Source organism: Acinetobacter sp. TR3, assembly GCF_027105055.1.
Lineage (GTDB): Bacteria > Pseudomonadota > Gammaproteobacteria > Pseudomonadales > Moraxellaceae > Acinetobacter.
In genome coordinates this window covers 1,413,712-1,437,201 of record NZ_CP114264.1, presented here as the reverse complement: position 1 = coordinate 1,437,201, position 23,490 = coordinate 1,413,712, and the positions used below count along the sequence as shown (strand labels likewise).

Annotated in this window: 22 protein-coding genes, 1 tRNA gene, 4 pseudogenes and 1 riboswitch; of the genes and pseudogenes, 15 read left to right on the top strand and 12 right to left on the bottom strand. The window is 36.3% G+C overall.

All coding sequences use genetic code 11. From position 1 onward, the window contains the following. Window positions 1-28: 28 nt before the first annotated feature. Window positions 29-304, bottom strand: coding sequence for a hypothetical protein (locus O1449_RS06650; RefSeq protein ID WP_269239516.1), 276 nt, complete (start codon window positions 302-304; stop codon window positions 29-31). Between the two features lie 24 nt (window positions 305-328). Then, window positions 329-490, bottom strand: coding sequence for a hypothetical protein (locus tag O1449_RS06645; RefSeq protein WP_269239515.1), 162 nt, complete (start codon window positions 488-490; stop codon window positions 329-331). Between the two features lie 188 nt (window positions 491-678). On the opposite strand from O1449_RS06645, the pseudogene O1449_RS06640 reads away from it, so the two are divergent. The 8 genes and pseudogenes from O1449_RS06640 to O1449_RS06605 form a co-directional block, all read left to right on the top strand. Then, window positions 679-1,271, top strand: a pseudogene (locus tag O1449_RS06640) (transposase); the annotation flags it as partial. A gap of 196 nt (window positions 1,272-1,467) precedes the next feature. Continuing rightward, on the top strand, window positions 1,468-2,832 hold the full coding sequence (trhP, locus tag O1449_RS06635; RefSeq protein ID WP_269239514.1) for a prephenate-dependent tRNA uridine(34) hydroxylase TrhP: 1,365 nt from the start codon (window positions 1,468-1,470) through the stop codon (window positions 2,830-2,832). Window positions 2,833-2,834: 2 nt separating this feature from the next. Further along, on the top strand, window positions 2,835-3,089 hold the full coding sequence (locus tag O1449_RS06630; RefSeq protein ID WP_269239513.1) for a YfhL family 4Fe-4S dicluster ferredoxin: 255 nt from the start codon (window positions 2,835-2,837) through the stop codon (window positions 3,087-3,089). Window positions 3,090-3,249: 160 nt separating this feature from the next. Next, window positions 3,250-4,185, top strand: a complete 936-nt coding sequence (locus tag O1449_RS06625) for an ABC transporter permease (protein WP_269239512.1) — start codon at window positions 3,250-3,252, stop codon at window positions 4,183-4,185. Further along, on the top strand, window positions 4,182-5,060 hold the full coding sequence (locus O1449_RS06620) for an ABC transporter ATP-binding protein (protein ID WP_269239511.1): 879 nt from the start codon (window positions 4,182-4,184) through the stop codon (window positions 5,058-5,060). Before O1449_RS06625 ends, O1449_RS06620 begins: the two co-directional genes overlap by 4 nt. Before the next feature lie 60 nt (window positions 5,061-5,120). After that, on the top strand, window positions 5,121-6,146 hold the full coding sequence (locus tag O1449_RS06615) for an isopenicillin N synthase family dioxygenase (RefSeq protein WP_269239510.1): 1,026 nt from the start codon (window positions 5,121-5,123) through the stop codon (window positions 6,144-6,146). Beyond that, window positions 6,143-7,018 (top strand): hypothetical protein, encoded by an 876-nt coding sequence (locus O1449_RS06610; protein ID WP_269239509.1) that lies wholly within the window; start codon window positions 6,143-6,145, stop codon window positions 7,016-7,018. Before O1449_RS06615 ends, O1449_RS06610 begins: the two co-directional genes overlap by 4 nt. 17 nt (window positions 7,019-7,035) lie before the next feature. Next, a complete protein-coding gene (locus O1449_RS06605) occupies window positions 7,036-7,365 on the top strand; it encodes a DMT family transporter (protein ID WP_269239508.1) in 330 nt (109 codons plus the stop codon). A gap of 52 nt (window positions 7,366-7,417) precedes the next feature. Here O1449_RS06605 and O1449_RS06600 read toward each other — a convergent pair whose 3' ends face one another. From O1449_RS06600 to O1449_RS06570, 8 genes are all read right to left on the bottom strand, one after another. Next, the gene (locus O1449_RS06600) at window positions 7,418-8,449 is read right to left on the bottom strand and encodes an ABC transporter substrate-binding protein (protein WP_269239507.1); all 1,032 of its coding nucleotides are present in this window, start codon (window positions 8,447-8,449) and stop codon (window positions 7,418-7,420) included. A gap of 97 nt (window positions 8,450-8,546) precedes the next feature. Next, complete coding sequence (locus O1449_RS06595; protein WP_269239506.1) at window positions 8,547-8,984, bottom strand: CopG family ribbon-helix-helix protein; 438 nt, start codon at window positions 8,982-8,984, stop codon at window positions 8,547-8,549. Window positions 8,985-8,994: 10 nt separating this feature from the next. Further along, window positions 8,995-9,111, bottom strand: a complete 117-nt coding sequence (locus O1449_RS16345) for a hypothetical protein (protein ID WP_004662521.1) — start codon at window positions 9,109-9,111, stop codon at window positions 8,995-8,997. 169 nt (window positions 9,112-9,280) lie between these two features. Then, complete coding sequence (uca, locus tag O1449_RS06590; protein WP_269239505.1) at window positions 9,281-12,883, bottom strand: urea carboxylase; 3,603 nt, start codon at window positions 12,881-12,883, stop codon at window positions 9,281-9,283. Window positions 12,884-12,893: 10 nt separating this feature from the next. After that, on the bottom strand, window positions 12,894-13,538 hold the full coding sequence (locus O1449_RS06585) for an urea amidolyase associated protein UAAP2 (RefSeq protein ID WP_269239504.1): 645 nt from the start codon (window positions 13,536-13,538) through the stop codon (window positions 12,894-12,896). A 16-nt stretch (window positions 13,539-13,554) separates the two neighbouring features. Then, window positions 13,555-14,292, bottom strand: coding sequence for an urea amidolyase associated protein UAAP1 (locus O1449_RS06580; RefSeq protein ID WP_269239503.1), 738 nt, complete (start codon window positions 14,290-14,292; stop codon window positions 13,555-13,557). A 47-nt stretch (window positions 14,293-14,339) separates the two neighbouring features. Continuing rightward, window positions 14,340-14,435, bottom strand: a riboswitch (guanidine-I (ykkC/yxkD leader). A gap of 207 nt (window positions 14,436-14,642) precedes the next feature. Further along, entirely contained in the window at window positions 14,643-15,899 is a 1,257-nt protein-coding gene (glyA, locus tag O1449_RS06575) for a serine hydroxymethyltransferase (RefSeq protein WP_241282463.1), read from the bottom strand. Window positions 15,900-16,139: 240 nt separating this feature from the next. Further along, entirely contained in the window at window positions 16,140-17,417 is a 1,278-nt protein-coding gene (locus tag O1449_RS06570; protein WP_269239502.1) for an alpha/beta fold hydrolase, read from the bottom strand. Between the two features lie 266 nt (window positions 17,418-17,683). Between O1449_RS06570 and O1449_RS06565 the strand changes: the two genes are divergently transcribed. The 6 genes and pseudogenes from O1449_RS06565 (at window position 17,684) to O1449_RS06545 (ending at window position 20,528) form a co-directional block, all read left to right on the top strand. Next, a complete protein-coding gene (locus tag O1449_RS06565; RefSeq protein ID WP_269239501.1) occupies window positions 17,684-18,376 on the top strand; it encodes a 3'-5' exonuclease in 693 nt (230 codons plus the stop codon). Window positions 18,377-18,516: 140 nt separating this feature from the next. Beyond that, window positions 18,517-18,718 (top strand): annotated as a pseudogene (locus tag O1449_RS16340) (hypothetical protein); the annotation flags it as partial. A 125-nt stretch (window positions 18,719-18,843) separates the two neighbouring features. Further along, window positions 18,844-19,098: pseudogene (locus O1449_RS16335) on the top strand (hypothetical protein); the annotation flags it as partial. Between the two features lie 122 nt (window positions 19,099-19,220). Further along, window positions 19,221-19,296, top strand: a tRNA-Arg gene (locus tag O1449_RS06555). Window positions 19,297-19,651: 355 nt separating this feature from the next. Next, entirely contained in the window at window positions 19,652-19,912 is a 261-nt protein-coding gene (locus tag O1449_RS06550) for a hypothetical protein (RefSeq protein ID WP_269239499.1), read from the top strand. 127 nt (window positions 19,913-20,039) lie between these two features. Continuing rightward, complete coding sequence (locus tag O1449_RS06545; RefSeq protein WP_269239498.1) at window positions 20,040-20,528, top strand: pyridoxamine 5'-phosphate oxidase family protein; 489 nt, start codon at window positions 20,040-20,042, stop codon at window positions 20,526-20,528. A gap of 42 nt (window positions 20,529-20,570) precedes the next feature. Here O1449_RS06545 and O1449_RS06540 read toward each other — a convergent pair whose 3' ends face one another. Then, complete coding sequence (locus O1449_RS06540; RefSeq protein ID WP_269239497.1) at window positions 20,571-21,038, bottom strand: BLUF domain-containing protein; 468 nt, start codon at window positions 21,036-21,038, stop codon at window positions 20,571-20,573. 37 nt (window positions 21,039-21,075) lie between these two features. Next, window positions 21,076-21,525 carry a BLUF domain-containing protein gene (locus O1449_RS06535; RefSeq protein WP_269239496.1) on the bottom strand — a complete coding sequence of 150 codons (450 nt, stop codon included), beginning with the start codon at window positions 21,523-21,525 and terminating at the stop codon, window positions 21,076-21,078. 970 nt (window positions 21,526-22,495) lie between these two features. On the opposite strand from O1449_RS06535, the pseudogene O1449_RS06525 reads away from it, so the two are divergent. Next, a pseudogene (locus O1449_RS06525) lies at window positions 22,496-23,405 on the top strand (DDE-type integrase/transposase/recombinase). Window positions 23,406-23,490: the final 85 nt, after the last annotated feature.

Here is a 23,490-nt window from a genome sequence, read left to right as displayed (position 1 = left end):
AAATTAATATTGGATAGGTTCTAAGAAACTATCGGTTTTTTGTCATTTGATAGGCTTCCTGAGCAATCGCCAATCCAGCTTTTTTAGCAGCATCAGATTCTTTCGCATCACTCGTTTTCTCTTGTATACTTTCCTTAGATGTATTTGAACGATAGGCTTGCGGAATATTTAGCTTACTTCCTGTTCCACTGCAAGGTTTTGCTTGATAAGTGACAGCACCTTTTATCGTACATTTGTAAATTTCCCCAGCAAAAACCGTATTACAAACCACCATTAAAAATATTAAAACTAAATTTTTTTTCACTTATAAGCTCCCCTAAATTCCAAATTATTGAATAATGATATATTCAACACGAATAGCCTCATCAATCAAATACTGATCCTTAATCACATAGAAATAAGGTTTGTGTTCAAGCCACTCATCGATTTCTAAAATGGCATTTGTATACCCAGTCAGAGCTGAGAAATCTTTTATTTCAATGGCATCCATAGGCTTACTCTTTTTTCTTAAGCCTAGCATAGAGTGAATATTTAGATATAGTTTAAAACTCAATCTTAATAGTCATTTTTATTGCTGTCAGAAGGCTTTGTTGCACAAAGCTATTCTTGAAGGCTTCTTCAGCAATATAATTTCTAGATGAAGAAGCCTGTGACTAAAACCTACCGTACAACTAATGTTTAAATTGGACAGCACCAGATTACTTCACCCTCTGTAGACGACAAAAGCATATTGATATTGCGATAAGCTATCAGAAAAGTCGTGATGGGTTACACCTACTCGTCGACTCTACAGGGTTAAAATTTTTAGGTGAAGGCGAACGTAAGCGTAAGAACCTATCCAATATTAATTTCATTCTTTTTTGGCAATTGGAAAAATAATTTGTTAAATTCTCCCCCATGAGAAAACCATATCCCAGCGATAGGTGCTTATGACACAATGCACTGCAGACAAGTCATTTTAGATCGAGATGCACATGCAGTCATTCAACCTAGGAAGAATGTAAAGCCTTGGAAAGATAAGAAATTGAGATCTTTAGAGAGGAATGAATTATTAACAACAGTCAAACAGCTAGGTAGGTCTCTTTGGAAAAAAATGGTCTGGTTATCATCATCGAAGTTTAGTGGAAACCAAAATGCATTGCATCAAATTATTAGGTGATAAATTAACAGCAAGGAGTTTTCCTAGTCAGGTGAATCAGATTCATGCACGTGTAGCAGTTTTGAATAAATTCACAGTATTTGGTCGACCACATACCCAAGTTGTCACTTGAATTTAGCTCAATTACGGTAGCATTGTCTTTCAAACCTTTGTGCAACAAAGCCAATATAAATTATAAAGTTGCAGTAATTCTAGAGTTATTTTTTATATGAGAGAAAAACAGCTATAATTCCGAGCAAAATACTAGGTTGAATCTGAGTCATTATATTTTTAAAATAATTCCCTATTTTTTATATGCCTTTTGCATCATGATTACTGAATTACTCTCTCCTGCTGGTTCACTTAAAAATATGCGTTATGCTTTTGCTTATGGTTCAGATGCCGTTTATGCAGGACAACCACGTTACAGTCTCCGTGTTCGTAATAATGAATTTGATCTTGAAAATTTAAAAATTGGAATTGATGAAGCACATGCATTAGGCAAAAAATTCTATATTGTTGCAAATATTCAGCCACATAACAGCAAACTTAAAAATTTTATTCGTGACATTGAGCCAATTATTGCGATGCAACCTGATGCATTAATTATGTCGGATCCAGGCTTAATTATGATGGTTCGCGAACATTTTCCTGACATGCCTATCCACCTTTCGGTACAAGCCAATGCGATTAATTGGGCAACTGTAAAATTCTGGAAAGACTATGGTTTAAGCAGAGTCATTCTTTCTCGTGAACTCGCATTAGAAGAAATTGAAGAAATACAGAAAAATGTACCAGAAATTGAACTCGAAGTTTTTGTACACGGCGCATTATGCATGGCATATTCAGGTCGATGCCTACTTTCTGGATATATGAATAAACGTGATGCTAATCAAGGTGCATGTACCAATGCTTGTCGTTGGGAATATAAAATTCATGAAGCACAAGAAGATGCCAATGGTGACGTGATTCCTGTTCAGCAGATAGAATCATCCAAACAATGCTGTTCCAATAAAGTTCAAGATGACCTAGTTCAAAGTGTTTTAGTACAACGTAATGATGAAGAAATGTTTGCGGCTGAAGAAGATGAACATGGTACTTATTTCATGAACTCTAAGGACTTACGTGCCATTCAACATGTTGATCGTTTGACTCATATGGGAATTGCCTCACTTAAAATTGAAGGACGAACAAAATCCTATTTTTACTGTGCTCGAACAGCTCAAATTTATCGTAAAGCAATTGATGATGCGCTCTCAGGTCAACCTTTTGACTCAAGTCTAATGGATCAACTTGAAGGTCTGGCAAATCGCGGTTACACAGAAGGATTTTTACGTCGCCATGTGCATAGCGATTATCAAAATTATGAGGATGGTTCATCACATTTCGACTATCAACAGTTTTGTGGTGAGATAATTGAGCGCAATGGAGACTATGTTCAAGTCGAAGTTAAAAATCGGTTTTTAGTTGGCGATACACTTGAGCTCATGACTCCCAAAGGTAATCTTGTCTTCACACTGACTGAAATGCGTGATTTAAAAGGTCATCCGATCGAAAATGCCAAAGGTTCTGGACATATTGTGGAAATCCCACTTTCAGCAGATATCGATATTGATTATGCCTTATTAATCCGTAATCTTCCACACGCCAAAACGCAGTTAAAAACTGATGCACTTGCATATTCGGCAGATTAAATATGGCGCTATTCATTACCACAGCATGTATCAACTGTGATATGTGCTTGCCAGAATGTCCTAATCAAGCGATTTATGAAGGTGCAAAAATCTACGAAATTGACCCACAACGTTGCACTGAATGTGTCGGTTTCTACGAAGCACCCACATGTATTGCAGTTTGCCCTATTGATTGTATTAAACCTGATCCTTTACATATAGAGAGCAAGGATCAACTGCAAATTAAATTTAATAGCTTAAATTTATTAGGTCATTAGAGGCTTACACAATATAAGTGAATCACTCAATCGCATATCAATCATCGATTATCATCTCTAAAAAGAAAGCAATATTTACGGACATAGGCAAAACACTGGCATTAAAATTGCTAATTAGTATTACGTTTTTAACAAATAGTATTACTACAGGTGTTTGCCTATGCACCATTCATCCGCTTCAAGTAAGAACACGCTTTTCTTAAGTTTAGGATCTTTTTTAATTCCTTTACTGATTTGGAGCTGTGTCAGTTATTTACCTTTTATTTGGCATCCTCAAGTACAAATTACAAATTCAGGTGATGTGTCCTATTTACAAGTGGGAACTCGCTTAGCAAAAGATGCTTATTATGCTGAAGCGCAAAATATCGTTGATCAAGGGAAAAGTCCTCCTACAGGCATCTTAGTCAATCCGATCTATTTACCTGCACCACATGAAGTCGCAAAAGCACTGTTTACTTCATTCACGACACCACCACAGCAGGCCGACTCTCCGTGGTTACATCAAAGCCTGTGGCATAGTATTAAAATTGTATTTACGGCTTTCTTTATATCGTCTTTGCTGGGTGTACCGCTTGGAATTTTATGTGGTTTTTCAAAGACTATCTCAAGGTTAACAGAGCCTTTTGTCGAGTTCTTCCGTTATTTACCCGCACCTGCCTTTGGTGCATTGGCCGTTGCTATATTAGGTATCAATGATGCACCTAAAATTGCCATTATCGTAATTGGTACGTTGTTCCAACAAATCTTAATTATCGCAAATACAACGCGAATGGTGGATCGAGGTCTCATAGAAGCCGGTTATACATTGGGTACCAATAAGGTTAAAAGCTTATTCCATGTGGTTATCCCCGCAGCACTTCCTGATATATATCGAGATCAGCGTGTTCTACTTGGGTGGGCTTGGACTTATTTAATTGTATCGGAATTAATTGGTGCAACTTCAGGAATCACATGGTTTATCACTCAACAAGCTCGCTATCAAAACTTTGATAACGTCTATGCAGCAATTCTCATCATTGGGGTGATTGGCATCATTTGTGATTTGATTTTAATGAAACTCGGCACACGTCTATTTAAGTGGAAAAAAGGAGTATGAATATGGATGAAATTTTTGATTCAAAAAGCTACTTCGACACTATATATGCTCGACCTGTCATGCTTGAAACCAGAAATTTAAGCCAAATTTTTAAGCATGGAAAAACTGAACGTGTAGTTTTAAATAACATTAATTTAAGCATTCACAAACGTGAATTTATTTGTGTCATCGGGCCGTCAGGTTGCGGTAAATCAACTTTAAGTCGTGTCGTAGCGGGTTTGGATGATTTTCACAGTGGTGAAGTACTGGTTGAAGGTCAAAAAATTCAAGGACCGAGTTCAGAACGCGGCATGGTGTTCCAAGGTTATACCCTTTTCCCATGGAAAACCGTCAAAGAAAATGTGATGTTTGGTCCTTTAATGAAAGGCGTGAGTCCGACTCGTTCTGAGGAAATGGCGCGTGAATGGATCAATATTATTGGTTTAGAAAAATACGAAAATCAGTTTCCGCATGAGCTATCTGGGGGTATGAAGCAACGTGTGGCAATTGCCAGAGCTTTGGTCAATGAACCGAAAATTTTATTAATGGATGAGCCCTTCGGTGCTTTAGACCCTTATACCAGACAAAAAATGCAAACACATCTGATGGATTTATGGCAAAACATCGACATCACGATTATGTTTGTCACACACGATATGGATGAAGCTATTTTATTGGCAGATCGTATTGTGGCTTTAAAAGCAAATCCAGGTGAAATCAAAGAAATTATTGAAGTGAATTTACCACGCCCACGATCATTAGATTTAATTCACTCCCCTGAATTTAAACAATTACGTCAGCAAGTAGATCAACTCGTCCATGCGCAAGAAGAAGACATTGATCCTGCTTTAGAGGATCTGCCAAAAATTCCTCGTATGACCAAAATCAGTACATAGAAATAAAAATAGCAATTGGGACGACCCAACTTGCTTCATTTATTGTTGGACGACCAGCCTATGGTGAACCTTATGAGTCAATCTCATGATGCTTATGCGCTGCCACTGATTGATATTTCACTGCTTGCAAGTGATCGCTTACAAGATCGAATCAAAGTTGTCACAGCACTTGATCAAGCCTGTAAAGATATTGGTTTCTTATATATTCGAGGAGATCAATTTCAACCTGAATTATTCCATCAATTGAAACAGATCGCACAAAGTTATTTTGCTCAAGATGAAGAAACCAAAATGCGCCATTATATTGGTCTTTCTAAGAATCATAGTGGCTATGTTCCTATCGGTGAAGAACAATTCAAGGCAAATGTTTACGATTTAAAAGAATCCTATGATGTGAATTATGATTATTCAGATCCATCAGATAGAAGACCATTATTAGGTCCTACTTTATGGCCTGACCACCCTCAGTTTAAAGCTATAGTTTTAAATTATTATCAGCATATTCGAACAATAGGTCAGCAGTTATTTAAGGCTTTCGCTTTAGCCTTAGAGCGAGATGAAGACTTTTTTGAACAACATACACAACATGCGCCAAGCCAATTAAGACTGATTCATTATCCCTACAATCCAGCAGCAGAAGATCAATTTGGAATAGGTGCACACACAGATTATGAATGCTTCACCCTGCTCTTTCCGACTACTGAAGGACTGCAAGTCCTCAATAAACAAGGAAAATGGATTGATATTCCACTGATAGAAAATACCATGGTGATGAATATCGGTGACATGATGGAAATTTTGTCGAATGGCCGTTATTTAGCAACAAAACATCGGGTTAAACGAGTTCAACAAGAACGTTATTCTTTTCCTTTATTCTTCTCATGTGATTACGACTACATCATTCAACCAGTCATAGAGAATGAAGCACCTCAGTACTCCGCCATGAAAGGTGGTGAACATTTGTTTAATCAAACTGCTCAAACATTCATGTATCTGAAAAAAAGAATCGAAACAGGTGAACTTGTTTTAGAAAATGCTCGTCCACTCTACTCCTTCGGTATGCAAGAAAAAGGAGAAACACAATGAATCTAGAGCAACTTTTAGAACAATTACAAACCACTACTTTAAGCGATATAGAATTACCTCAATACTTAATGGGAAGTTTTAGACGAAAAAGTATTACTTTTTTCAATGGGATGACGGATGAAAAGACCATTGTTTATTGGTTTCAGTCCAAGTCTTTTAGCATCGATTCAAGGCTGGTTGATGGCAACAATACTTCTATATATCAACGTCAAGGATGGATTGGCGACACCATATGGGATGCGAAAACTGAACTTTTGTCATGGCATATCAAACACAATTATCAAAATCATGTGCAGTGGCCAGAGCCCGCAAAACTTTATCAGATTGGAAATAGCATTTTAGAATTTTCGCCCTCGAATGCTTATGTCGAAGATTGGCGTCAACAAGCTAAAAAAGGTTTATTTCTCGGACTCAGATTATTTCAAATGCAACATTTAGCAAGCCAAGAAATAATCACGATGGATGGTGGTTTAATTATTACAGATCAACATATTGCCTATGCGCAATCTCGTCTGCCACACCATCAGCAGCAGATTGGAAATGTAGCTTCGCTCTATGATTTGCAGGATACAAACAGCTCCATTGAAAACTATGAAGTCTCAATTGCCTTAACTAATGCAACTATTCATTTTAGTACTCAGACAGACAAAATTGATCAGCTCATTGCATTGGATCATTTTGAAATAATGGATAGCAATACCATTTCACAGCTCAAAGTGATTGATGGTGAGGAATATCAACTTTATTTCACTATTGATGTCTATCAACCACATTTTGAATTTAGTCACTCAAGTTCAACTACTTCTGAGTCAAAACAATGGTTCGATCAGGAGAAGGATCATTTGTTGAAAACTTCAATTCATGTTCTCTAACTTTAAATAGGCGATCTATGTCCTATCTCTTTTTGGCCATTGCAATTATTGCTGAAGTAATTGCGACTTCAGCTTTGAAAGCTTCACAAGGTTTTAGCGTGTTGATGCCTTCTATAATTACGATATTAGGTTATGCAGTCGCCTTATTTTTCTTATCACTTACACTTAAAACTATACCTGTTGGTATCGCTTATGCGATTTGGTCTGGTGCAGGTATTGTGCTAATTTCAACGATTGGTTGGATTTTCTTTAAACAACATTTGGATTTAGCCGCAATCATTAGGCTTGGGCTGATGCTGGCTGGAATTATTGTAATCAACGTTTTCTCCAACAGCACCCATATTTAACACCTTAAAAAAACCGTTCATTTTTGAACGGTTTTTGCATTTTCGAAATCTATTATTTCAGTTCATTGAGCAGCGCAGGATAGATCAAACCATCAACATCCACTTCGCTTTTATAAATACCATTACTGACGTTAAATTTATTGACATAATAAGTTGATCCATAAATTGAATCAAAACCATCACCTTTTACAAACACCTTTTTATTGGCAGCAACATCTAATAAATGAGTACCATCAATAAATTGCTCATATTGTTTTGGATCAACACCAACGCGATTTGCCATGATTTTTACAGCAGCATCATGTGTAGCAGGGTCTTGAATATATTTTACGGTTTTATCCCAAACTTGAATGAGTTTCGTCCATTCATCTTTATGCATAGACAAGTGACTGGTATTGACCGCTAAAGTGTCATAAATCAAACCAGGTTTATCTTTTGAGGTATAAATAATTTTTGAACCTGCGACAGCTTTAAGTGCTTGATTGGCCACTGGCTGCCAAACTGCAATTGCTGCTATATCTTTACTCGCAAAAACTTGAGGTAACTCATTGGTCACTGAATTTACTAATTTCACATCAGTTGATGGAATTTTTGCATCATTTAAAGCTGTTGCCAATAATAAATGATCAACCAAACCCTTTTCAGTAGCAACCGATTTTCCTTTTAAATCATTGATGCTATTAATGCCCTCTTTAGCAATAATCACATCATTACCCGCAGAATAATCCGTCACCATAATGATCATGCCTTTGGTACCACCTGATGCATTGACAAGATTATCACCATTGGTGACTAACACGGCATCGAGTTGATTTGCAGCAAAAGCGGAAAGCGAAGCCGAATAATCAAACCATTTAAACTCTACATTTAAGCCTGCATCTTTTAACCAACCTTTTTCAATCGCGACTTGCCATGCCACAAAACCCGGCCAATCACTATACCCAATCGTAATCGGTGTGGCTGTATTTGAACTTTTTGTTTCAGTTGATTTATCTGTCGTTGGTACCTTGGCAGAATTGTCACATCCCACCACAGACATTGCTAAAAGAATTGAAACTGATAAAGAAGATATTGTACGCTTCATTGTATAACCCCCTATTTGACGTTCAGAAAAGTTTTAAATTTCCATTGATAAATCTGTGTACAAATCAACTCATCTGGCTTGTAGCCAATTGAGTTTTCTACTCATTTTGCTGTAAAGGTGGCATGACAGCATCCATGAGTTCTAAATGTCCTTTGATCACACCTTTGAGTGCAATGAACTGCTGGCTTATTTGTTTGAGATCATTACTTCTCCCTTGTAAAAGCATGACTTCAAGAATCTTTTGCTGATCGAGTTGAATACTTAAAGAGCTGATCACTTGTTCTAAAAACTGATGTTGCAAATCACTCAACTGAACACGAATGTTGCTTGAGCTACGTTGATACAGCAGCGTCAATGTGCCCACCATCACTGAATTTTCGGTGGTGTATTGATGGATCAGGTGCTTATTGATCATGTCAACAATCGCTTGAGAACGACTTTCATAATGTTCCTCAACAATTTTTTGATCTAAAGCTTCAACCGTTTTTTCAGGGACTGTAATGCTAATACGGGTTAGCTTAGGTTTTGCATTCATACTCATGCTACTATTTTTTAGGAATTTGATTTTGCTTTACATACAAACCTGCTCTCACAGAAAGCAACTCAATCAACACTTTTGTCGCAATGTGAAAATACTGAACTAGAATTTTTTTGATTTTCATGACCGCTCCAGTAATACTAAATTAAAGATTCGTAATATTAAATGCAGTATCCATGCCAGTTTTTCCGCTGTTTTTGATGGGTAAATCATTTAAAAAAGATGAAAAAATGCACATAAAAAAAGCCCTAAGTTTCATCATAGGGCTTTTTCTGCATCATACTTTTTTGATTTTATGCTGGCGCAAGAGTAAACAAAGCTTGTCCTGTTTTTACCGTTTGTGCTTTATCAATTAAAATGGTATCTACTTTCATTTTTGCAGGTGCGATAATTGGAATCTCAATTTTCATAGCTTCAATCACAGCAAGAGTCTCGCCCTCCTCGATGATATCACCCACTGAACACTCAATTTTCCAAACTGATCCCGGCATGTGTGATTCCACGAGCATCCCACCATCTGGAATACTAATTTCAGTATCATCAATCAAAATATCGATCTGATCCGAGACATATTCAGCTAGACCCGCTTCATGCCATCTTTGTCTTTCAGCTTCAAAATTAGATTGCTGAACTTGTTTGAACGCTCCAATACTTTGTTCATTCTCTTTGAGAAATGCATTGTATTCTTTAAGGTTCAAAACACCTTCTTCAATGCGTAACTGTAAACGACCCGCTTTAAATGATTCACGCATTTCTAACAGTTCTTGTTCAGATACTTCATAGAATCGAATCTGATCAAAGAATCGTAATAGCCACGGTTTATTTTGTTCAAAATTAGGATTTTGGCGATAACGGCTCCAAACCTGTGTCGTTCGCCCAACAAACTGATAACCACCTGGTCCTTCCATGCCGTACACACACATATATGCACCGCCGATCGCGACTGCATTTTCAGGTGTCCATGTACGTGCTGGATTATATTTTGTCGTCACCAAACGATGTCTAGGATCTAATGGTGTTGCTACAGGCGCACCAAGGTAAACATCACCTAGCCCCATCACAAGATATGATGTGTTATAAACCACATCTTTGACTGCCTTCTTCGATTGTAGACCATTAATACGGCGGATAAACTCAATATTATCAGGACACCACGGCGCATCAGGTCTTACCAGTTGCGTATATTTTTCAGTGGCAAGTTGAGTTTGCGAATCTTCCCAAGCGAGTGGCAAATATACCGTTCTCGATGCAACTTGCATGTTTTCTATGTCAGGTAACTCACTTTCGGCAGCCTGCAATAATTTCAATAATTCAAGCTGATCTAAAACTGTTGAATCAAAGTGAATTTGTAAAGATCGAATGCCCGGTGTCAGATCAATAATGCCTTTTATATTTTGTTGTTGAACCCACTGCATCAAAGCATGAATACGGAATCTCAGATTTAAGTCTAAAACCAGTTCTCCGTATTCAACTAATAAATAATGATTCCCAGCAGGTCGATACGTTACATTAGGTTTATCATCAGCTTGCTCTAAGGTCGCCAAGACTGCATTTGCTAATGTAATTTCTTCTGCTTCAATTTGTGGCTGATAATTGAGCTTTGCTGTGGTTTCATTCGCCATTGAAGCTTGATAACGCTGTTCTAAGCATTGTGCTTGCGTGTAACTCACAGGGATAAACTTTACTTTATCTCCTGCTTTTAACTGTCCGAGCTTCCATAACTCAGAGTTTATAACCACAGCAGGACACACAAATCCGCCTAAACTTGGGCCATCAGGTCCTAAAATAATCGGCATATCCCCAGTAAAATCAATTGCACCGATTGCATAGGCATTATCATGGATATTCGAAGGATGTAATCCTGCCTCTCCACCATCAATACGAGCCCATTCGGGTTTAGGTCCAATTAAGCGAACGCCTGTACGACTTGAGTTGAAATGGATTTCCCATTCCTGCTCAAAAAACATAGAAATATCATTTTTGGTGAAAAAGTCAGGTGCCCCATGTGGGCCATACATCACCGCAATTTCCCAGTTTGTTTGAAATGTCGGTATTTGCTCTGCGTTTAAGGAGATTGATTCAGTCTGCTCCGATGCAAATATTGGCAACATATCCCCAATAAGTAAATTTCTACCTGCATGACCTCCAAATTGTCCTAACGTAAATGTCGCTAAGCTGCCTAAATATTCAGGAACATTAAAGCCCCCTTTTATTCCAATATAGCTTCGGCAACCCGTAACGACACGACCACATTTTAAAACTTGTCCTTTTGAAACATGAATCGTTGACCACATTGGAATAGCTTGACCATCTAAGCTGGCTTCCATGTCGCCACCTGTCAATACAATCTGGCTATTACAATGAAATTTCAGCGTCGGCCCTTGCAATGTGCACTCTAAACCAGCCGTGTTAAATGCATTACCAAGCAGTTGATTGGCTACGTTCAAACTTAATGCATCCATAGCTCCCGAAGGTGGAACACCTACATCCCAATACCCTAATCGTCCCGTCACATCTTGGATGGCTGTTTGAATACCTGCCTGTAACACTTCTATTTTTTGCGTTTTCCACGCAAAAGTATTTAAAAAACGTGTTGTTTGCGTGCCTTGTTTAAAGGTCTCAGAATCAATAATTTCCTGTAAGTATTCTAGGTTTGTTTCAATCCCTGCAATCTCAGTAATACTTAGGCTATTTTTCATCGCCGATATTGCGTGATCACGGTCTGTAGCTGTCACAATAATTTTAGCGATCATTGGATCATAAAAAGAGGAAACGTTTGATCCCGTTTCAACCCAAGTTTCCACACGAGCGGCTGGATCAAATGCAACATTCGTCAACAAGCCTGCACTCGGTTGGAAATTTTTAATTGGATCTTCAGCATATAATCTGACTTGAATAGAATGCCCTGATGATTGCAATTTTTGCTTGGGCGCTTCCCAATCGCCACTTGCTAAGGTCACCATCCATTCCACTAAATCAACGCCATACACTTGTTCAGTTACACCATGCTCAACTTGCAAGCGTGTATTAACCTCCAAGAAATAGAACTCTTGATTATCGGTGTCCATGACAAATTCAACTGTACCCGCTGAACGATATTGCACGGATTGCATCAGTTGAATGGCAACATTTTGAATATATTGACGTTGCTGATCATCTAAATGAGGTGCTGGCGTTTCTTCAATCACCTTTTGATTACGACGTTGAACCGAACAATCACGCTCACCGAGAGCAATGACATTTCCTTTGCCATCACCAAATATTTGAACTTCGATATGACGAGCATTCTGAACAAATTTTTCTAAATACAATCCTGCATCTTTGAAATTGGCTTGTGCAAGATAGGAGACTGTTTGATAAGCATCTTTCAATTCGGTTTCATTCCAAACCAAACGCATCCCAATACCGCCACCACCCGCAGTACTCTTGAGCATGACGGGATAACCAATCAAATCTGCTTGTTGAATAGCATCCGCTTGATCAAGTAATAATTGACTACCAGGTAACAAAGGCACATTATTTTGAATTGCTAATTCACGAGCGGTATGTTTAAGACCAAAATCAAGCATTTGCTGAGCAGTTGGTCCAATAAAAACAATTCCATGTTTCTCACATAATTCACTAAAAGCCGCATTTTCTGATAAAAAACCATAACCCGGATGAATGGCTTCAGCACCTGATGCTTTTGCAGCAGCCAGAATCTTATCAATATTTAAATAGCTTTCTTGCGCAGGTGAAGGACCAATAAAAATCGCTTCATCTGCTAATGTGACATGTAAAGAATCTCTATCCGCTTCCGAGTAGACTGCAACAGATTGAATACCTAACTTTTTTAATGTACGGATGACTCGACACGCGATAGCACCACGATTGGCAATTAATACTTTATTAAACATAATTCGCCCTTCAAGCTTCACGAACAATCAATTGAATTTTTGTCGGGTTGTAGGCATTACATGGATTATTCAATTGTGGGCAATTCGAAATTAAAACAATCAAATCCATCTCTGCCTGAAGCTCTACATATTTACCGGCTGCTGATACGCCGTCTTCAAACTTTAAATGTCCTTCGGTGGTTACAGGAACATTCATAAAGAAGTTAATGTTTGGGCCAATATGACTGACGTTCAGTTGATGTTTTTTTGCAATTGGATGCTGAGCTAAGGCATACATAAAATTATTACGACAACTATGCATTGGATACTTATCATGTGCATAGCGCACCGTATTACTTTCACAAGAACACGCCCCCCCCAATGTGTCGTGCCTACCACAGTTATCATCTACAATAACTGCAATAGGACGAGCATAATTACTAAATAGCACGGTACCTTTTTCGAGATAAATTTGTTGATTTTGCGCTAGTGTGTCTGTGGCACTGTATCGTTCATCTGGATTTTCTGCGCTGATAAATAAAGTATCAACAGCTTGATTACCCTCTAAATCTACAATTCTAAAATACTGGTCTTTTTTAACCTCGCACATCCACGCTTCACCTGCTGGGCATACTTCATCAAGGACTGCTTTTTCGAGTTTTTGTAATGCTGACATCTTAGTTCTCCAATCCTTAATTTGATAATGCGTAATAGCGTTTATTGTTAGCGAAACCACGTTGATTTTGCGGACATGAGTCTTTGCAAATATCAATTTCGGTTAGAGGATTGGCTTTAAATAATCGAAGCTGAATAGCAGCAGGTTGATAAGTTTCTGTTTGATCTAAAGGATGTGGTGCCGCAGAAAGAAAGACCAAACAATCCATCTCAAAGCGTAACTCTATTATTTGATGACGATTATCATTTTTGAGATAAGTTAATTTTCCATTATCATCAGGTTGAACCTTAGAAAATAGATTAACTGTTGCAGTCAAATCAGCTTGTCTTAAACCAAATTTGGTCAGCTCAACCAATAAACTGTCGACTCCATTTTGAAACATGTCATTACGTGCTTGTTGGAAATTTTGCTTCCCATATTTTTTTTCAATCTGTGCTGCTGTGCTCGGGCCACAAAAAACATCATTCCAGCCATGATCATCTTTCACAATAGATGCCATTACCCGACCTAAATCTGAATATAAAACATGTCCCGTTGACAAAAATGCAGTGTGCTGTGCCTTTAAGCTGTCTGGCATATTAAAACGTTCTAGTTTTTCTGCTGCATTTACGCAAAACAAAGCAAGATTGGCATTTTCATTGAGTGCTTCAACTTGTAAAACAGTCCCTCTTTGAATGCGACCAGACCAATGATGTCCGCCCGGTAATTTTTCATCCCAAAGTATTTTATTGTCGTGATAAGACGATTGATTCATAACACACCTCTTGCGGATAATTTAACCTCGTAATGGCAAAATGCCTGATCTCCCGGGCTTTTATCCCTCCGTGTAGTTCTGTCGAACCGTTATCTCTCGGACCAGTCATGTTGATCAACATCGGAACCCTAGACAACTTTTAACTATATTTAGATGAAGCAAAAGACATGCCAAATAAGTATTACGATTTTTAGTATTCGTAATACTTATTTGATCATTTTTAGGGATGATTTAGGACAATAGATAAGAATTAGCACCAATATGATGCTTTGCAAAAAGCCCTTTGTTCGGAATTTTAGAAAATTTGAATAAAAAAAAGCGCCTGACGGCGCTTTTTTTAGATATACAAATTAGTTTGCATATACAGGGAATTTAGCACAAACCGTTTCAACTTTAGCTTTAACATCAGCGATAACTTTTTCATCACCTTTGCTATCGATAATGTCAGCGATCCAACCTGCAAGGTCGCGAACTTCAGCTTCACCAAAACCACGAGTTGTTACAGCTGGCGTACCAATACGAATACCAGAAGTCACGAACGGAGAACGTGGGTCATTTGGAACAGCGTTTTTATTTACTGTGATATGAGCAGCGCCTAACCATGCATCAGCATCTTTACCCGTTACATCTTCTTGTTTAATTAAAGATAATAAGAATAAATGGTTATCAGTACCACCAGATACAACATCATAACCACGTGCAATGAATACTTCAGCCATTGCTTGAGCATTCTTAACAACTTGCTGTTGGTAAGTTTTATATTCAGGTGCCATAGCTTCTTTAAAACAGATTGCTTTAGCAGCAATTGCGTGCATTAAAGGACCACCTTGGTTGCCTGGGAATACAGCTGATTGAAGTTTCTTCTCGATTTCTTCGTTTGCTTTTGCAAGAATTAATCCAGAACGTGGACCACGAAGTGTTTTATGTGTAGTCGTTGTCGTTACATCAGCAATTTGAACTGGGTTTGGATACACACCAGCAGCAACTAAACCAGCAACATGCGCCATATCAACAAAAAGGTAAGCACCAACTTTATCTGCGATATCACGGAAACGTTGCCAATCTACAACACGGCTATAAGCAGAGAAACCTGCTACGATCATACGTGGCTTGTGTTCTAAAGCTAAACGCTCAACTTCTTCATAATCGATTTCACCTGTTTCAGGGTTCAAACCGTACTGGATCGCATTATATGTTTTACCAGAGAAGCTAACTTTAGCACCGTGAGTCAAGTGACCACCGTGAGCCAAGCTCATGCCTAATACTGTATCACCAGGATTAAGAAGTGCTAAGTAAACTGCTGAGTTTGCTTGTGAGCCTGCATGTGGTTGTACGTTTGCATAATCTGCACCAAACAACTCTTTTGCACGGTCAATTGCAAGTTGCTCGATAACGTCAACATATTCACAACCGCCATAATAGCGTTTGCCCGGATAGCCTTCTGCATATTTGTTAGTAAGTTTTGAGCCTTGAGCTTCCATTACAGCTGGTGAGCAATAGTTTTCAGAAGCAATTAACTCGATGTGAGCTTCTTGGCGGTCGCCTTCAGAAGCAATCGCTTGAGCTAATTCTGGATCAAATTCAGCAATAGAGATATTGGCAAACATTAGCGGAGGGTCCTATAAATTAGGGCTTTTAAGCCGTGCTAAAGATTGGTGCGAATTATAGCATGAAGTTTGCTGTTACAGAGCTTGATATTTATTTAATTATTCGTGAATTTTACTCACATTCCACTAATAATTTTATTCTCCTAGAGTTAATTAATTCCTTTTATCTAATTTTAATATTTCTATTGAGAATCGCACAGCTCAAACCCTGAAAAATAGGGTTGAGCTGTATGTTATTACTTATTGTTTGACGATTTGGTTAGATGGTAAAAGGATATTAACGTCTTGGACAATTTTTCCAATATTTGTGGAATATGCTGTTGTATGATCCCATTCTCCGACTCTGTAATTAGAACTAGGAATTGCAGTTCCTACAGATTTAGCTGAGTTAACCAAAAAATCAGTCACTGGTTTAGGTACTGTTTTGTCTAATGTCCCTTGATAAATAATAATTGGAGTCGACACTTTCTTCTGCAAAGGTTGAGAATCTGTGGCTAAAAAACTTGTAACACTTGGAATTGACATAAAGTTAGTTTTTGTACGTGGGTAACCCTCAAGAGTTTTATTTTTGTCTAAATAAATCCCCATTGCATTACCTAAATTCTGACCTAATGCCTGATAACAAACTGAATTATCAAAAGAGGTCTCAGCTGTTGCTGCTATTTCATCTGTTGGAGAATTAAAGACATCACTAAATTTTAAGCTTGGATACTGATTTCTTAAACCAGCAGTAATTAAGGCAGTGAATGTATCTAAAGGAGCTAATATGTTTATTTTCTTAATTGGATTTGGTTCTTTATTTGCCTCACTTTCTCCACCAGCTAAAATTAAAGCTAGATTAGATGCCGGCGCAACTGCAACCGTTCCTTTATAATCTAATTTTGCACGACTCGCATATTGAGCTGCACCTAATGCCGCTTGACCACCTTGGGAATGCCCTACTGTCATCCACTGACCATTTGTTTTCTTATTTAAACTAGTTAAATAAGCGCGTGCAGCAACCACAGCATCAGTAATTGAATAAGCTTCACTTTTAACATTTAAGAATGGATGAGCATCTTTTTCACTTGACTCACCTAATCCTTCATAATCAGGAGCAACAACGACATATCCAGATGCTAACAAAGCTTTTAATAAAAATTCATTTCCTCCTAAACCTTGTAGACTTGGCGCGCATTTATCCGCAACCCCGGTTGTACCATGTGCCCAAACGACTATCGGCCAACCATTTGCTGGTGGTAAAATTGAAGCCGGCGGTGTGAAGACAAGCGCTGTTGCCAATACTTCTTTATCATTAACTCCCAACATTTTATAGGTCATTATCACGCTATCAGATGACGCTGCAGCCATACCATTCAGTTCAAAGTTTTTAGGAATTCCAACAACAGGGTCTTTGATATTATTTTCAGGAATCTCAGGTTTAGGTACAAATACTGTCGATCCATTACCACCACCACCACAAGCTGTCAAAAACAAAGTCGTGCTCAGCATTGCAACCGTTAATAGTTTAATTTTCATTTAGTTTTTCCTTAACTATCTTCTTTTTTGGTTTTATCCTTAGATGTTATTTTTCTAAGGCAACTACACCCATAAGAATTACGCCTATTACAAAATTGTTTCAAGTATTTTTTTTATATCCTTTTATATTTGCTTTTTATTTGCGCAATACACTACTAATTTATTTAAAATCCAATCAATTTAAGCATGATTAAGCACAGCTCATCATAAATTTCTTGTAAGATAAAAAGTCTGAGAGACTATCCTACCCAATTAGGTTCAACTTTATGCAAGCCATTATTTTAGATACGGAAACACATACATTAAATGGTTTGCCTATAGAAATTGCTTACGCGCCAATTGAAATTGAGCATGGAAAGCTAAGCTTAGATAAGAAAAAGATTTTTGATCAGCTGTATCAAGTTGGTCAACCTATCTCTTATGCCGCGATGGCGGTGCATCACATATTAGAATCAGATCTAGCCGATCAACCTTTTTACAGTGAGTTTCAACTGCCTGAACATACCCAATATATTATCGGTCATAACGTTGATTACGATATTACAGCTATTGCAAAGTGCGGCGTAGATACATCAAAAATTAAACCAATTTGCACCTTAGCACTTGCGCGTCGTGTTTGGGAAAATGCGGAAGCACATAATATTTCAGCCTTAATTTATCTCATCTCCAAAGGGAGTGATAAAGCTAGAGAAATGCTCAAAGGTGCTCATAGAGCTGATGCTGACATTATTTTAACGGCTAATATTTTGATGCATATCATTCATCAATTAAACATTGAAAATATTGAACAGCTTTATAAAGCTTCAGAAGAAGCTCGTATTCCGAAGAGTATTACTTTTGGTAAACACAAAGGTACTGCGATTCAAGATCTTCCAGCAGATTATATTCAATGGCTTTTACGCCAAGACGATCTTGATCTCTATTTACGTAAGGCATTGGAAACAAAATTAGTTAGATAAGCCCTCTTAGAAAATTTTTTAAATTATTTTCCAGTCATTCCAATCAAGACAATGATATTTAATAAATTGTTAACATTATTGTCATTTTTTAACCTTATCTTAATCCTCATGCTAGATCTTGTGCTTGTGGGGATTAAGAAATGTCTAATTTTTTCAAAACGGAACTCGGGCAAAATGCCCTGCAACAACGTGATAGTGCTTTAACTGCACGGCAGCGTCGTTTATTGCTTTTGATTGATCATGAAGATTTTCAAGAGCTTGATCATGGTTACAGAGAAAGGATTGCACCGACTGAATTAGTGCAACAACTGATTGATATGGGTTTATTAGCTCATCAACCATTAGAACCGATAGAAATCGAAGAAGTACAAGAGGTCATTCAACCTCCTGAAAGCAATGTATCACAGCCCATTGAAGTCTCTCCAGTTCCAGAAACTCCTATTGAAGTTGCTCCTACGCCATCTCCAAGTATTGAACCTGAAGTTATTGCTCTAGAAAAACTTCCTTTTGTCGAGATTCAACAAGTTATGATTCAAACGCTAACAACTTATTGTGGTTTGATGGCTCGACCTTTGATACAAAAGATACAGATGATCAAAAACTTGCAGCAATTAAAAGCGTGCCAAATGCAATGGATTACATTCTTACAAGAATCACGTATTCCTCGTGCACAACTCAATCAGACACTGAAATTAATTAATTACTCTGTACAACATTTATAATATATTTGCTTAAAACATACCCGAATCTAAATCAAAATTGTTCTTTTAATAAACAAGAAACATCTTTGTTTCACAGTATATATTTACCTACATGATTTTTTTGCCTATGATGTGGCACGCATGCGCTCATAGCTCAACTGGATAGAGTACAGGTCTCCGAAGCCTGTGGCGTGGGTTCGAGTCCCGCTGAGCGCACCACTTATAATATATTGTTAAATTTAAAATAATTTTAATAAGCTTGTCTATCTGACAGGAATTTGACGGAATTAGTAAAAAATACTTGGAAGGTTGAAAAACCAAAATGGTAATTGCAATCCAAATATAAATTATTGTATACACTCCTAAATCAAGCGTAAGATCTCTTTTAAAAAACAAAATGAAATGAGTATAAAAAAATTTAAGGTAATTGAAATGTTACTCAATATTTATAAAAAGTCTAACCAATTGATAAAAATTAAAAATTTTATAGCTTTACATTTTTTTAATTTTAAACCGTATCTAATCTAATAAAATAGGCGTAGATTTACCTACTCAATTTCTTAATGGTGTTTTTTTGAAAATTGACGAAATTGTCCTTCAGGACGAAAAATTGAATTTACATAAGCTTATCAAAGTTAAAGATACAATCTTTGACTCAGCTAAAAAAATGCATGTTTCAAATTGGTTGTGGATTTATGACGAATCATCTATGTTCTTTAATTTTGAGATATGGGAGGAGTTAGATAATGCTTATTTAAACAAAGTAATACATTATAAAAATACTTACTTTAAAGTCATACAAATTAATAAAAATAGTCAGGTTAGATACTCTTGAATACCATAAAATTACACTAACGTTCATCTTTTATTTTTATTAAACATTGTGAATACAAATATAAACCTCTATTAATATTCTTTTAATAGATAGTATTAATTCAAATTACTAATTGAGTATTATAAATATGGAAAATATTAATGGCAATTATGAAGAATTGACCGAATTACTTAAGCATTTTAGATTCGCAATGTTAACGTTTGTCACTGAAGAAGGTCATTTGCATTCTGCTCCTATGACCACTCAGAATAATACATTCAATGGAATTGTATGGTTCTTAGGTTCAAAAAAATCTGAATTAGTAAAAAGTATATCAATCAATCCTCAGGTGAATTTGGGTTATAGTAATACCTCAAATAATGATTATGTCTCTATTAATGGTGTTGCAGAAAATGTGATTGATGAAGTCATACTTGATGAAATCTGGTCCCCTGCCTATGAGGCTTTCTTCCAACACGGTAAATCCGATTCAGACATTCAACTCATTAGAGTTGTATGCAATGGTGCTCAATATTGGAAAGGTTCAGGCACACTATTCACACTCTATAAGCTTACTAAGGCAGCAGTAACAGGTGAAACCGAAGATTTAGGAACAAGTAAGAGTATTGCACTTTAAGAATTAAAAAAGACGGGCTAATAGAGCTCGTCTTTTTTAGTCTTACAAGTATGGACGAGTTCCACGTTTGTTTAAACCAATTTTTCTTTTTACTTCTGTCTGATTTTCAGTTAACAGTACGTCTATAAATTGATTTAAATTCTCTTCATTTATAGCTGCTGGAATGAACTGACCAAATCCTATTTGATTAAAGAAAATATCGACATTTGAGCTTTTTTGCACATACTTCATAGACCAATTTTTAAAACTGAATTTATCAATTTCTACAACATTGAATTCTAATATTGAATTGTGTCTACAATCGGCTTTAATACGATCAAAGAGCTCATGAACAATTACCTTTTCCCCCTCTAAACATTGGAAAAAAGCATTATTTGCATAATATAAAACCCCGAAAATATCATTTTTAGAATTAAAGTCTCTTGCAACTGTGAGGATATCACTTAAGTCTTCAATCAAATCATCTATTAGCTCATGACGTGAACTGGCATAGCATAATCGTATATTCATTATTTTACTCTATAACAATGCTATGTAAAAATTTGGATTATTCATTCATTTCGAATGAATATGGTTCTATAGCATATTCCGATGCTAAAAGATCAATAAAAGTTGGAATTGTTTCAGTTGATAGTAAAAATGGATTAAAGTCATCTCTATGATTTTCTAGAAAGAAATCCCCTAGCCTTTTATTAATTGGTGCGAATTTCATGTTCCAATTTTTAAAAAGGCCTACATCACATTTCTCATAAAATAGAATTTCACAATTTTTGTGTCTTGGATCTTTCAAAATTCGAGTATACAAAAGATCATCTACTTTGCTCCTCCTACCCTCAAGACATTGAACAAAATATCCATGCCCATAGTAAAGAACACCAGTAATTTCATTACGATAGTTAAAATCTACTGCTGAATTTAAGATTTCAATTAAATCTTGCTTTAGCTCAGGATATGTATTAGCAACTTTACTTGCGTACAGCAGTCTGACGAATTCCATCGTGAATACATCCAAAATTAATATTAATTGATCAAGGCCAACTCTTTAGTATTTTTCAATAAGCCTTATGAACTAACAACTTAGAAGCTGTATTTGTCACACAATACAGATATTCGACTGTGAATGCCAGTTAAATCTATAATGTAAAAAAATGTTATTTTATAATTACTTATGTAAAATTTATTTAATTATTTTTGTTAATTTTTAATCAATTAAAATTAAACCATTGATTAAATTGTATTAAGTTAATTTAATTAATTAACAATTAGATCAAAAAACAACCTAATGTAAGAAATTTCTCATACTGATGTAAGCTAAAGATTATTTCCATGATTTTTTCATTATATATACTTCCTCATGCACAAACATTTAAAAATACTTTCTGGAGGAGTATTTAAAATGTATAGCCTATAATTTAATTCTTAGAAAATAAGAAAAATATATAAGGCTAATAAAACAATTGTGCTTTTTACCTTCTCCTTTAAATAAAACCAAAGGAGAAGATTTTTAAATTAAATTGGAGTAAATAACATGATGTTAATTAAAAATATTTTTGTTTGCATTGCTTCAATTATATGCATTTCTATCGTAATTATTATTTTAGATAAATTAGGAATGAATAAAAGCTTTAATTTAATATTTTCCGCTATGTTATATGGAATTTTTACAACACTATATTTTCAAAAAAAATTATATTGCTTACTCTGCATATTTTCATTCTATCTATTCCTTTTTACACTCAGTGAATCGTTTGAAGTTTTACTAATGCTTTTAATTTCACTTTGTACTTTCTATATAATTAAACAAGTTATGCCACAATTGAAAGATAAATTGCAAAATTCGACCTTAAAGTCTAATTATTCAATTAAACTCAATAAGTAATGATTTAGTAGCTTAACGAATTATCATTTTTTCTATACAAATGTCACTTTTAGTTTGATGTACATTAAATTTAAATGACAGAATATAGGTGAGATATGTGGCCAACTACAAACCATTAGCGACCATAGCCAGAAAGTTAGGTATGGGTTATTGAACGCTTGACAAATGAATGTGCGAAACGAATCTGGGTTGTATTAGCAAATGACAAATTACGCAAGAACAACAACGTATTGTTGAACTCGATAAGGAAAACAGGCAACTCAAAGAAGCCAATGACATTCTAAAAAAGGCACACGTCTACTTTCTGACAGCCGAACAAGCCAAAAGAAGTACACGTTAATATCGGACTTAAGTTTGAAAGGTACATGTATTATTGTTGCTTGTAAAAGTCTTGGTGTAAGCACATCTGGTTGCCATGCTTGGTGCAGCCGACAAGTACATACCGAACAGAAGTACTATGATCTCAAAACGGTGTATTGGCAACGTCATGCTCGTTTAGGTGCACAGTCATTCGTTTATGACATATTATGATCTGGGCTATAGTATGAGTGAGCGTACGGTAGGATGGCAAATTAGCCATAGAATAGACAGTCAATTGGTGTGTGATGCACGTTGAATTATGCGTTGGCTCGTCAGGGTTACCCAAAGAGTGTTATGGTGCATTCTAAACAAGGATCGCAGTACTTTAGTCGTGATTTTAGAGTGATACTATTGACGAATGAGTGTATTAAAAGCATGTCTCGCAGCATTGCGCAGTACACTGCTGATGTTAGGATAATGCTGTAACCGAAAGCTTTTTTCACATATTAAAAGGACATATTATTCATAACAACAGCTTTGCTATACGGTAAGAAACTAATGCGGCAATTTTCGAGTATATTGAGATTTACTACAATCAAACGAAGCGACACTCTGCAAATGGCTGGTAAAGTCCAGAAACTTTTGAGCAAAAATATTTTAGAACTTTAGATGGATCAACTGCCTACAATTCTGTCTAGCATCAGTTTACGATTATTTTGATAACCCTACCTATAGTTGATGCGATACTTAAAACTCTAAGATTTTGATACTAAATAAAAAATT

Excerpts from the sequence above, each read along its gene's own strand:
- O1449_RS06620 (WP_269239511.1), top strand. The coding sequence starts at position 4,182 with ATGAATATGGATGAAATTTTTGATTCAAAAAGCTACTTCGACACTATA.
- O1449_RS06610 (WP_269239509.1), top strand. The coding sequence starts at position 6,143 with ATGAATCTAGAGCAACTTTTAGAACAATTACAAACCACTACTTTAAGC.
- O1449_RS06545 (WP_269239498.1), top strand. The coding sequence starts at position 20,040 with ATGGAAAATATTAATGGCAATTATGAAGAATTGACCGAATTACTTAAG.
- O1449_RS06600 (WP_269239507.1), bottom strand. The coding sequence starts at position 8,449 with ATGAAGCGTACAATATCTTCTTTATCAGTTTCAATTCTTTTAGCAATG.
- trhP (WP_269239514.1), top strand. The coding sequence starts at position 1,468 with ATGATTACTGAATTACTCTCTCCTGCTGGTTCACTTAAAAATATGCGT.
- uca (WP_269239505.1), bottom strand. The coding sequence starts at position 12,883 with ATGTTTAATAAAGTATTAATTGCCAATCGTGGTGCTATCGCGTGTCGA.
- O1449_RS06625 (WP_269239512.1), top strand. The coding sequence starts at position 3,250 with ATGCACCATTCATCCGCTTCAAGTAAGAACACGCTTTTCTTAAGTTTA.
- O1449_RS06535 (WP_269239496.1), bottom strand. The coding sequence starts at position 21,525 with ATGGAATTCGTCAGACTGCTGTACGCAAGTAAAGTTGCTAATACATAT.
- O1449_RS16345 (WP_004662521.1), bottom strand. The coding sequence starts at position 9,111 with ATGAAAATCAAAAAAATTCTAGTTCAGTATTTTCACATTGCGACAAAA.
- O1449_RS06585 (WP_269239504.1), bottom strand. The coding sequence starts at position 13,538 with ATGTCAGCATTACAAAAACTCGAAAAAGCAGTCCTTGATGAAGTATGC.
- glyA (WP_241282463.1), bottom strand. The coding sequence starts at position 15,899 with ATGTTTGCCAATATCTCTATTGCTGAATTTGATCCAGAATTAGCTCAA.
- O1449_RS06630 (WP_269239513.1), top strand. The coding sequence starts at position 2,835 with ATGGCGCTATTCATTACCACAGCATGTATCAACTGTGATATGTGCTTG.
- O1449_RS06565 (WP_269239501.1), top strand. The coding sequence starts at position 17,684 with ATGCAAGCCATTATTTTAGATACGGAAACACATACATTAAATGGTTTG.
- O1449_RS06540 (WP_269239497.1), bottom strand. The coding sequence starts at position 21,038 with ATGAATATACGATTATGCTATGCCAGTTCACGTCATGAGCTAATAGAT.
- O1449_RS06615 (WP_269239510.1), top strand. The coding sequence starts at position 5,121 with ATGGTGAACCTTATGAGTCAATCTCATGATGCTTATGCGCTGCCACTG.
- O1449_RS06580 (WP_269239503.1), bottom strand. The coding sequence starts at position 14,292 with ATGAATCAATCGTCTTATCACGACAATAAAATACTTTGGGATGAAAAA.
- O1449_RS06595 (WP_269239506.1), bottom strand. The coding sequence starts at position 8,984 with ATGAATGCAAAACCTAAGCTAACCCGTATTAGCATTACAGTCCCTGAA.
- O1449_RS06570 (WP_269239502.1), bottom strand. The coding sequence starts at position 17,417 with ATGAAAATTAAACTATTAACGGTTGCAATGCTGAGCACGACTTTGTTT.
- O1449_RS06645 (WP_269239515.1), bottom strand. The coding sequence starts at position 490 with ATGGATGCCATTGAAATAAAAGATTTCTCAGCTCTGACTGGGTATACA.
- O1449_RS06605 (WP_269239508.1), top strand. The coding sequence starts at position 7,036 with ATGTCCTATCTCTTTTTGGCCATTGCAATTATTGCTGAAGTAATTGCG.